This is a genomic window from Mycobacterium sp. (assembly GCF_035314905.1).
Taxonomy (GTDB): Bacteria; Actinomycetota; Actinomycetes; order Mycobacteriales; family Mycobacteriaceae; genus Mycobacterium.
Genome location: NZ_DATFYW010000192.1, coordinates 35108 through 45200 on the forward strand (window position 1 = coordinate 35108; position 10093 = coordinate 45200).

8 protein-coding genes and 1 pseudogene are annotated in these 10093 nt (G+C 65.9%); 2 read left to right on the top strand and 7 right to left on the bottom strand.

The annotated features are described in order from the left end of the window. Nucleotides 1-6: 6 nt before the first annotated feature. From VKG81_RS16970 to VKG81_RS16995, 6 genes are all read right to left on the bottom strand, one after another. Nucleotides 7-1017 (bottom strand): dihydroorotate dehydrogenase-like protein, encoded by a 1011-nt coding sequence (locus tag VKG81_RS16970; RefSeq protein ID WP_324397719.1) that lies wholly within the window; start codon nt 1015-1017, stop codon nt 7-9. After that, complete coding sequence (gene nifJ, locus VKG81_RS16975) at nt 1017-4589, bottom strand: pyruvate:ferredoxin (flavodoxin) oxidoreductase (protein WP_324397720.1); 3573 nt, start codon at nt 4587-4589, stop codon at nt 1017-1019. The genes VKG81_RS16970 and nifJ overlap by 1 nt, the downstream gene beginning before the upstream one ends. Beyond that, nucleotides 4586-6214, bottom strand: coding sequence for an NAD(P)-binding protein (locus tag VKG81_RS16980; protein WP_324397721.1), 1629 nt, complete (start codon nt 6212-6214; stop codon nt 4586-4588). The genes nifJ and VKG81_RS16980 overlap by 4 nt, the downstream gene beginning before the upstream one ends. Before the next feature lie 106 nt (nt 6215-6320). Continuing rightward, on the bottom strand, nt 6321-6803 hold the full coding sequence (locus VKG81_RS16985; protein ID WP_324397722.1) for an RDD family protein: 483 nt from the start codon (nt 6801-6803) through the stop codon (nt 6321-6323). Continuing rightward, a complete protein-coding gene (locus VKG81_RS16990) occupies nt 6800-7288 on the bottom strand; it encodes a hypothetical protein (protein WP_324397730.1) in 489 nt (162 codons plus the stop codon). The genes VKG81_RS16985 and VKG81_RS16990 overlap by 4 nt, the downstream gene beginning before the upstream one ends. Before the next feature lie 67 nt (nt 7289-7355). Further along, entirely contained in the window at nt 7356-8876 is a 1521-nt protein-coding gene (locus tag VKG81_RS16995; RefSeq protein WP_324397723.1) for an Hsp70 family protein, read from the bottom strand. A gap of 168 nt (nt 8877-9044) precedes the next feature. Between VKG81_RS16995 and VKG81_RS17000 the strand changes: the two genes are divergently transcribed. Together VKG81_RS17000 and VKG81_RS17005 are read left to right on the top strand one after the other, a co-directional pair. After that, nucleotides 9045-9293 (top strand): hypothetical protein, encoded by a 249-nt coding sequence (locus tag VKG81_RS17000; RefSeq protein ID WP_324397724.1) that lies wholly within the window; start codon nt 9045-9047, stop codon nt 9291-9293. A 121-nt stretch (nt 9294-9414) separates the two neighbouring features. Continuing rightward, nucleotides 9415-9849 carry a DUF6632 domain-containing protein gene (locus tag VKG81_RS17005; RefSeq protein WP_324397725.1) on the top strand — a complete coding sequence of 145 codons (435 nt, stop codon included), beginning with the start codon at nt 9415-9417 and terminating at the stop codon, nt 9847-9849. A 167-nt stretch (nt 9850-10016) separates the two neighbouring features. Here the strand turns inward: VKG81_RS17005 and VKG81_RS17010 are convergent. Continuing rightward, nucleotides 10017-10093 (bottom strand): annotated as a pseudogene (locus VKG81_RS17010) (MBL fold metallo-hydrolase); the annotation flags it as partial.

A 10093-nucleotide genomic window follows, 5' to 3' on the forward strand; every position in this document is an offset into this window, starting at 1 on the left:
GCGGCCTCACCAAGGCCCGTACGCCCTGGTGTCGGCTTCGCGAACTATCCCGACGTAATCCTGTCGCTGCCGAGCCGTGCCGTCCTGCGTGACGGGCACGGCCAGCATGCCGCGCACTTCGCTGATCGCGGTGTAGCCCTTGCGACGCATCCAATCGCGCACTCCCTCGAGCAACGCCGAGGCGTGTCCTGCGCCGTGGCGCAGCAGCGCCGAGGCCGACTGCACGACGTCGGCTCCGGCGAGCAGGTACTTCACGACATCGGCGGCCTGCTCGACTCCGCTCGTGGCAGCGAGCGAGGCACGCACGCGCCCATGCAAAAGGGTGATCCACGTCAGCGGCAACCGCGCCTCAGCCGAGGTGGACAGTGTCAACCGGTGATCGGTGGTCAGGTTCTCGCAGTCGATGTCCGGCTGGAGGAATCGATTGAACAACACCAACCCGTCCGCGCCAGCCTCGTCGAGCCGGCGTGCCATGTCGGCGGTCGCGCTGAAATACGGGCTGAGCTTCACCGCGACCGGCACCTTCACCGCATCCTTGACTTGCGTGAGCACATCGAGGTGGCGTTGTTCCACGTCGCGTCCCGTGATACGGGCATCACCCGGCAGGTAATAAATATTCAGCTCGATCGCCGCGGCACCGGCGTCCTGCATCGAGCGTGCATAGCCCACCCATCCGCCTGGGGTGGCGCCGTTGAGGCTGCCGATGAGAGGGACCTCGACCGACGCCGCGGCGTTCTCCAGCAGTCGTAGGTAACGACGTGCACCGTGGTCCTGGTCGGCGTCTGCCGGGAAGAACGTGAGGGACTCTGCGTAGCTTTCGGCACCTTGGACGGCCAACCGCGCGTTCCGCTCGGCCTCCCGGCGAAGCTGCTCCTCGAAGAGCGAGTACAGGACGACGGCTCCCACGCCGGCACCGGCCAGGTACCGAATTCCGTCAAGTGTCCAGCTCAGCGGTGAAGCGGCGGCCAGCAGGGGATTGGCCAGAGACAGCCCCAGATAGCGGGTGGACAGATCCATCAGCGTTCCCTTCTGCCATCGGACGGAAACGCGTGCGGAGCGCGGGAAGCCATGTCCTCGTAGGTCTCCCAGCGCTGATCGACCGCTTGCTGCGCCAGCGCGAGCAGCCGGTCGGCCTCATCGGGGTCCGAATTGGCCAGCGTGCGGTAGCGCAGCTCGCGGTAGATGTATTCGGTGAGGGGAATCCGTGGTCGGTGCGAGTCCAGCAGAAACGGCGCCTTGCCGTCCGAGCGTGCCACCGGGTCGTAGCGGACGAGGGGCCAGTGGCCGCTAGCCACCGCACGGTACTGCTGATCGAGGCCGTCGCGCATCTCGATGCCGTGTGCGATGCAGTGGCTGTAAGCGATCACCAGCGACGGTCCGTCGTATGCCTCCGCTTCGCGAAACGCCTGCAGTGTCTGCTGCGGATCGGCGCCCATCGCAACCCGCGCGACGTAGACGTTCCCATATGCAATCGCTTGTAGCGCAAGGTCTTTCTTCGGCACAGTCTTACCGGTCGCGGCAAACTTCGCCACCGCGCCCAACGGCGTGGACTTCGACATCTGGCCGCCGGTATTGGAATACACCTCGGTGTCGAGTACCAGCACATTCACGTTGCGTCCAGTGGCAAGGACGTGGTCGAGCCCACCGGCGCCGATGTCGTACGCCCACCCATCGCCGCCGACGATCCACACGCTGCGGCGCACCAGATGATCGAGAACGCTGCGGAGCTCGTCGGCGACAGTGCGTTCCAGCCGGCCGAGGCGGCCCTCGAGTTCCGTGACGCGGGCGCGCTGGGCCGCCAGTTCGGACTCCTGTCGCTGCGGCGCCGCCAAAATGTCGTTCACCAACTCGGCGCCCAGTGCGTCGCGGTTCTCGGTCAGCAGTCGGCGGGCCTGCCCGGTGTGCGTATCGGCTGCGAGCCGGAAGCCGAGGCCGAACTCGGCGTTGTCCTCGAACAGGGAGTTCGACCATGCGGGTCCGCGGCCGGCGTCGTTGGTGGTCCACGGCGTGGTGGGCAGATTGCCGCCATAAATCGACGAGCAACCGGTGGCGTTGGCAATCATCAGCCGGTCGCCGAACAACTGCGAAAGCAGCTTCAGGTAGGGCGTTTCGCCGCATCCTGCACAGGCGCCCGGGAATTCGAACAACGGCTCGAGGAACTGTGTACCCCGCACCGTGCCGAAGTCCACACGGGACCGGCTGCTCGTCGGCAGAGTTTCGAAGAACGCGATGTTCCGGCGGCCCGGTTCCACAAGTGCTTCGCGGGCGGCGAGGTTGATCGCCTTAGTGGTCGGGACGCCCGGGACGACGGCCGGGCACGCTTCGACGCAGAGCCCGCACCCGGTGCAGTCCTCGGCGTACACCTGCAGCGTGTAGAGGCTGTCCGGCAGGCCGACTGCGTTCAGAGGGGCAGACAGGAACGTTTCAGGGGCGCCGTCAAGGCGGCTCTGTTCGAACAATTTCGTCCGGATCACGCTATGGGGACACACGAAGCTGCAGTTGCCGCACTGGATGCAGGCGTCGGGTTCCCACACCGCCACCAGGTCGGAGATGTTGCGTTTCTCGTAGGCGGCAGTCCCGCTCGGGTAACTGCCGTCCACTGGAAGCGCGCTGACCGGCAGCGCGTCACCGCGCCCGGCCATCATCTCCGCGGTAACGGTGCGGACGAATTCCGGAGCTGTGACAGGCACGATCGGTGAAGGCTCGTCGGTGGCGTCGACCCGCTCCGGAACGTCGATGCGGTGCAGCGCGCCGAGCGCGTGATCGACGGCAGCCATCTCCCGTTCCACCACGTCCGGACCGCGGTTGCCGTAGGTCTTGGCGATGCTGTCCTTGATCCGGGCGATCGCCTCTTCACGAGGCAGAATGGCGGATATCGCGAAAAAGCATGTCTGGAGCACAACGTTGACGCGGCCCGCCAAACCGGCCTCCCGGGCGATGCGGCCGGCGTCGACGGCGTACAGCCGGATCCGCTTGTCGATGACCTGCTGCTGCACCGCGCGCGGCAACGCATCCCAGACAGCGTCTGCCGGGTGGTGGCAATTGATCAGCAGCGCGGCGCCGGGTGCTGCACAGCCGAGCACGTCGGCCTGGCCAAGAAAGCGGAACTGGTGACAACCAACAAAGCTCGCGCCGGTGACAAGATACGGTGCACGAATCGGGTCGGGGCCGAACCGAAGGTGCGATACCGTCTGTGACCCGGACTTCTTCGAGTCATAGACGAAATACCCCTGCGCGTAGAGGTTTTCCTCGCCGCCGAGGATCTTGATGGTGTTCTTGTTCGCCCCGACGGTGCCGTCCGAGCCGAAGCCGAAGAACACCGCACGGACCGTATCGGGGGGTTCGATGTCGAAGTCCGTGTTATAGGCAACGCTCGTCCCAGAGACATCGTCGTCGATGCCGACGGTGAAATGCCCTCGCGGCCGAGGACTCGCGAGTTCGTCGAAGACGCCGGCGACCATGCCCGGAGTGAACTCCTTGGAAGACAGGCCATACCGCCCGCCGCACACCTTCGGCATAGTCGTGAGCTCGCCCCTGCCGTACGCTTCGCTCAACGCGGTGACGACGTCGAGGTAGAGCGGTTCGCCAACGGACCCCGGCTCCTTGGTGCGGTCAAGAACGGCGACGCGGCGCACGGTATCGGGCAGCGCGGCCAGCAACGCGGCGGCCGGAAACGGCCGGTACAGACGCACCTGCACAACCCCGACGCGTTCGCCGTCAGCTACCAGGGCGCCCACCGTCTGTGCCGCGGTCTGCGCGCCCGATCCCATCAGCACCAACACCCGTTCGGCTTCCGGGTGGCCCGTGTACTCGACGACGTGCATCGCTCGTCCGGTGCGCTTGCCCAGTTGGGCCATCAGGTCTTCGACGACGCCCGGTACGCGCGCGTAAAACGGGTTCACCGTTTCACGCGCCTGGAAATAGGTGTCGGGGTTCTGCGCCGTACCGCGGATGAATGGCCGCTCCGGGGACAGCGCCCGGTCACGATGCTCGCGGACCAGCGCCTGGGGTATCAGGGCCCGCAAGTCGTCGTCGGCAAGCAGATCGATTGTGTTGAGCTCGTGCGATGTTCGGAAGCCGTCGAAGAAGTGCACGAACGGCACGCGGGTGCGCAGCGTGGCCGCCTGCGCGATCAGCGCCAGATCGTGGGCCTCCTGTACCGATGCCGAAGACAGCAGCGCAAACCCAGTCTGCCGAACGGCCATCACGTCGGAGTGGTCGCCGAAGATGGACAGCCCTTGAGCGGCGAGGGCCCTTGCGGCGACGTGGATCACGGCCGAGGTGAGTTCGCCGGCGATCTTGTACATGTTGGGGATCATCAACAGCAGGCCCTGCGACGACGTGAACGTCGTGGCCAGTGTGCCGCCTTGCAGTGCGCCGTGCAGCGCGCCCGCAGCGCCGCCTTCGCTTTGCATCTCAACCACGGTGGGGACGGTGCCCCACACGTTCGGGCGTTTGCTGCTGGCCCATTCGTCGGCCAGTTCCGCCATCGGCGACGACGGCGTAATCGGGTAGATGCAGCAGACCTCGTTGAGTCGGTAGGCGACTGACACCGCTGCCTCGTTGCCGTCGATCGTGACGCGCGTCATGTCTGCTCCGCCACCATGTCGATGGCGTGGACCGGACACTGCTCGAAGCAGGCCGCACAGCCGGTGCACCGGTCGTAGTCGAACCGGTACCGATGGCCTGCGCCGAGCTTGATCACCGCGTCCTCCGGGCAGGCGCCGAGGCAGCCGTCGCACTCGAAACAGTTGCCGCACGAGAGGCAGCGGGCCGCTTCGAACGTCGCGGCCTCCGCCGTCAACCCACCGACAACCTCATCGAAGCCACCGACCCTCTGCTCCGGCGGCAGGATCGACTGGCTGCTGCGTGCAGCGTCACCGAAGTACCACAGGTGCAGCGTGTCGAAGCTCGCCACCGGATGCTTCGGTGGCCGCTCTGCGGCGTTGCCGCGCAGCCACATGTCGATATTGTGCGCTGCTTTCTTGCCGTGGCCGACGCCTACGGTGACTGTTCGCTCGCACGGCACCATGTCGCCGCCTGCGAACACGCCGGGGCAGCCGGTCATCATCGTCGGCGACACGCGGACATTGCCGTCGTCGTCGAATTGCACGCCGGGAAGCGTGTGCATGAACGCCGACTCGGTCTTCTGGCCCAGCGCCATGATGACGGTGTCGGCCGCGAGCGTTTCGAATCTGCCGGTGGGCCGAGGCCGGCCGTTCTCGTCGAGTTCCATGATCTCGACGTGTAATTCGTGGCGGTCGAATGCGGTGATCGTGCGCAGCCAGTGGATGCGGACGCCTTCCCGCTCGGCATCTTGCGTCTCTTCGGCATGGGCGGGCATCTGAGCGCGGCCGCGACGATAGATGATGACCGCGTCTTCGGCGCCCAGGCGACGGGCGACCCGAGCGGCGTCCATTGCGGTGTCGCCGCCGCCGTACACGGCGACGCGGCGGCCGACCTCGGGTCGTTCCCCGGAGGAGACGGCGCGCAGGAACGACAGCGCGTCGAGCAGCGAGCCGGCGTCGGCGGTCGGGATGTCGACCCGTTTGGCGAGGTGGGCGCCGACCGCGACGAAGACCGCGTTGAAGTCGCCGGCGCGGCTTTCGGCGGCGAGGTCTTCGACCCGGTGCCCGCAGGTAAATGTCACGCCGATTGCCGCGATGCGGTGTATCTCCGCCTCGAGGACGTCGGGGGGGAGTCGATAGTTCGGGATGCCGTAGCGCATCATGCCGCCGGGCTGCTCGCCGGCATCGCGGACCTCGACCTGATGGCCGAGCCGGGCCAGATGATAGGCGGCGGACAGCCCGCTGGGGCCGGCGCCGACGACGAGCACTTTGTGGCCCGTCGGTTCAGGCGGGCGATCGAACTGCCATTCATGTTCGAGCGCGGTGTCGCCGAGGAATCGCTCGACCGCGTGGATGGACACAGCGGCGTCGAGATTGGCCCGATTGCACACCGACTCGCACGGGTGATAGCAGACGCGGCCGTGGATCGCGGCCAACGGATTGTCGGCCACCAACTGTCGCCATGCCTGTTCGTGGCGGCCGGCTTTGGCATGGCTCAGCCATGCCTGAATGTTCTCGCCGGCCGGGCAGCCGGCGTTGCACGGCGGCAGCAGATCGACGTAGACGGGACGCTGTTCCCGGACCGGACCAGCCCGCGGATGCCCGTGCAACAGATCCGGCACCGGCGACAGATCCCCGAGCCACATGACCACAGCCTCTGCGGGCGAGGGGTTCAGCAGTAGGGGCTAAGGTCACCGCGCGCCGGCTCGTCGGTCATCAGCTTCGCGCTGAACGTTGTGGCGTCGCCGGCACCTACGCCGATCCCCGATCGTCCGAGCCCGCCTCAGCAGCCGATCGTGAGTACACCACCCGACTGCGGAGCACGATGTCCTGCAATGATCTCCGTTGCCGGTCGATCGCGACCCACACCAACCCGATGGGGAACAAAACACAGCTGGCAGCCCGCAGTAACGCGACGAGGGGGCGGAGTCGTTGCGAGCGTCGTCCGACGACTCGAAGTCCCATCGTGACGGCGCCGACGGTGCACCCGGATACAGTCCAGCAGCCGGTAAGGTAAACGACCGCGACAACAAACGTGACCAGGGTGGAAAAGACGACATTGAGCTCCGGAAGGCTGAAGGCGACCGGCGAATAGACGAGCTTCACCAGGATCAGACCGACGTAGAGCCCAGTCAGGATCAGCAGAACGACCACAAGGTCGATAACCGCCGCCAGTCCCCGGGTGACGATCCCCGCCGCATGCTCATCGCCGTGCGCCGGACCCCCCGGGATCACTGCCCGTCCCGGCCACGCCCCAGCACTCGGTCGACGAACCCGGCGACGAGGTCGTCCGCGCGCTCGCCCTGGCTGCGAACGTCGGTCATCACCTCGGCGGTCACCGAACTCGTCGACTCACGAATGATCCCGGGCAGGTCGACGCCGTCGATAACCCTATCCGCCAGGGCGATCAGGTCGATCTGGTTGATCACAGCGTCGATGTCGATATCTCCGACGAGGGCATTGAGATCGAGCCGCTCGCGGACAAGAGTGGTCAGATCGATCTCGTCGAGTATCAGGTCAACCAGTTGGGCGGCGACCGGCATCACCCGCGCCATGACCGGGTCCAGGTTCTGGCTGATCCACCGGTCGCCGCGCTCTGACAACTCATCGACGCCGCGGTGCACCAACGATCCGACGACCGGCAGTCGTTCGACAGCTCGATAAAGGGCCTCCGCACCGCCCAGCGCCATCGCAGTGGTGCCGACGGCGACCGACACCATCGGGTTTTTCAGCACGTGGAGGCCAGCCACCTCCGCATAGTAGTTCCCGAACGACGATCGGCGGTGCTCACGGGCTCACGGGGGCGTGCCGCGCCAGCCGGAAAGTCTGCGTGAAATTGGCCGGCCGCGTCGTCAGGGTCACCTCCACGGCGCCACCGGGCGTGACGACGTAGCGCTCCTCGACATCGGGCCCGTTGTTCCAGCGGCCGACAGGCTGACGGGCGAGGTCCTCCGTGCCGTAAAGGTCCGGGTCGAACGGGAAATACACCGGGTCGTAGGGAGTCACGTCCCCGTCGGGGCGACCCGCGAACAGCCGGCTGCACTCCACGAACCGGAAGTGTCCGATGTTGTGCGCCGCGCGATATTTTCGCGTGACGACGAGCGGAGCCTGGCCGACGGCGGGAAGCGGGACATCCTTGGGAAGGATCGGGTCGAAGACGACGTCCTCGCCCCGGTGTGCCTCGCGGAAGACCCCAAAATGCCGCGACAAGCGTTCGGACAGCTCAAAGCCGGCCTCTTTGTCAAGGAAGACCGCAAGGCCGATCGCGGTCGCCGCAAAAGGATGAGGCGAGCGTTTGACACGCTTCTCGCCGAACGACCTGCGCAGCGTCCGGGCAACGAGCGGAAAGCTTCCGGTCCCTCCCACCACATAGATACCGGCCACCTCGGACCAAACCACGTCGCCGCCCTCTCGGGCCGGGTCACGGAGGACGCGAGAGAGGACCTCGACCGTCTTTTCGACGAGCGGCGCACAGGCCGCATAGACGTCGTCGATCGCGCAGCAGAACGGCGCCCGGTCGACAGCGGAGAGGTCTACCAAGAAGCGGCGTGTGTTCGCCCCAACCGCTTCCTTCCGAACGGCGCACTCCTCCAGCAGGAGGTCATGTGTGGCGGCGTCCAGTTTGCGCAGCCTGGACCGTTCGAGGACCAGCTTCAGGATCACCTCATCGAAGTCGTCGCCACCGAGGCGTTGGATGCCCTCGCTCGTGACGACCTGGTTCAGACGCCCCGTCATCTTCAGAAGTGAAGCGTCGAATGTGCCGCCCCCGAGGTCGTAGATCAAGACGTACTCACGGTTGGCGGTGATTGTGGAGCGGTATCGGTGCGCATACTCGAAGCCCGCAGCCGACGGCTCGCTGAGGAGCGCGACGACCTCGAAGCCCGCCTTGGCGAAGGCGTCCAGGGTCAGGAAGCGCTGGGCGCTCGAGGCGTTGGCCGGCACGCTGACCGCAGCCTCGACACGCTCGCGCGACCCGAGGCAAGCGTTCGAGCGATGCTGAAGGTCGCTCTTGAATTGAGCAAGGAAGCTCGCGAGCAGGTCAACCAGGGGGTAGGAGCGCCCGCCCAGGCTCACGTCGGTCCGGGGCCCGGCGTCGTTGAGCAGCCTCTTGAAAGACCTGAGGACCGACCAACCTGGTTCGTGGCGGAGCGCGGCGGCGTCCAAACCGAAGCGCAACTCTCCAGCGGCGTTCGCAGCGACGAGCGAAGGCCAGGTGTCTTGCCCGTCGAACGACGCGACAGGGTAGTTGCCCCTGTCGACGACCGCCGCGACGGTGTGAGTCGTGCCGAAGTCGATGCCGAGCTTCATCCCGCCAAAGTCTAGGCGCCGCAGGGGTGAACGGCAGCCTCGCGCCGCCGAACGGGCTCATGGCTGAGGAGCACATTGGGGATCTTGGGATCTGTACTCACCCCATTGGGTACTTGTCTCGGGAATACTGTGCGGCAACCAAAGCATCTGCAGAGAGGAATCCCAGCGATGGTCACGAAACGTGCCGAAGCGGCGCAGTACCTCAAGGATGCCGGAGGCTTGAAGCTTGTCGTTTTCGGAGCGGATGGGCACGAGGTCGCGGCGATGTTCGTGCAAGGCTCGGTGACATACGACGAGGAGGAAGCCACCTTCATTGCGGTCGCCGAGGATGGCCACACGGTTGGGGAATTGTTCGTGGACCAGACGGTCGGTTACGACGAGAACACAGACGCGTTTGTCATCCGTACCGCGCGATAGCAACGGGCCAGCGGATGTTGTGCCCCTGCACCGAGCTAACTGGCGGATTGGTCGAGAAAACGTCGAATCGGAACTCACCTTGAAGCGCATAATTGACACCCCCGCATAACCAGGAGCACAAATGGCATCCGCATACCGACTTCTTCAGCTCGCGCTCGCCGTCTTTGGCGTGGTTGCTCTCCTTCTCTATCCCCTGGCGCTGATCTGGCCGTCGGGGTGGGCGTGGCATTCTGGCGCGCCGTACGAGTCGGAGTACTTCATGATGATCGTGGGCATCTACGCCACACTGGGCGTCTTTCTGATCAACGCGGCGCGGAACCCGGAGGCCAATCTCAGTTTGATCTGGTTCACCGTGTGGTCCAGCGTCGTACACGGCGTCATCATGGCGGTGCAGTCCTTCGGTGACGGCCACATGGGGCACCTGTGGGGAGATGTCGCGGCGCTGCTTCTGGTGGCCGTGGTCTTGGCGGTGCTCGTGCGTGCGTCCGGCCTCAAACAACCTCCTGCTGAACGAGTGCGCCTGCTTAGCAACAAGGAGGCCGCTGGTCAGGGGTAAGAGAGACCGAGCGGTTAGCGGCGACGCCAGCCGACGACGGTCGTTCTGCACCCTCATTGACACCTGGTTTCGATCATCGTCCCGTCGCCGACGATCAATCGCGACGTGGCCGTCCCACACTGCGGGGTCGCCTGGCAGTAGGTCGGTGGCCACCCCTGGGTTGTCTGTCACCAACCCCGCGCGCGCCACTCGTCTAGGTGCGGGCGTTCCGCGCCGAGGGTGGTGTCGTCGCCGTGTCCGGGAT

What these genes read in the sequence shown, in the direction of transcription:
- VKG81_RS16970 (WP_324397719.1), bottom strand. Translation starts at nt 1,017, where the DNA reads ATGGATCTGTCCACCCGCTATCTGGGGCTGTCTCTGGCCAATCCCCTG.
- nifJ (WP_324397720.1), bottom strand. Translation starts at nt 4,589, where the DNA reads ATGACGCGCGTCACGATCGACGGCAACGAGGCAGCGGTGTCAGTCGCC.
- VKG81_RS16980 (WP_324397721.1), bottom strand. Translation starts at nt 6,214, where the DNA reads ATGTGGCTCGGGGATCTGTCGCCGGTGCCGGATCTGTTGCACGGGCAT.
- VKG81_RS16990 (WP_324397730.1), bottom strand. Translation starts at nt 7,288, where the DNA reads ATGGTGTCGGTCGCCGTCGGCACCACTGCGATGGCGCTGGGCGGTGCG.
- VKG81_RS16995 (WP_324397723.1), bottom strand. Translation starts at nt 8,876, where the DNA reads ATGAAGCTCGGCATCGACTTCGGCACGACTCACACCGTCGCGGCGGTC.
- VKG81_RS17000 (WP_324397724.1), top strand. Translation starts at nt 9,045, where the DNA reads ATGGTCACGAAACGTGCCGAAGCGGCGCAGTACCTCAAGGATGCCGGA.
- VKG81_RS17005 (WP_324397725.1), top strand. Translation starts at nt 9,415, where the DNA reads ATGGCATCCGCATACCGACTTCTTCAGCTCGCGCTCGCCGTCTTTGGC.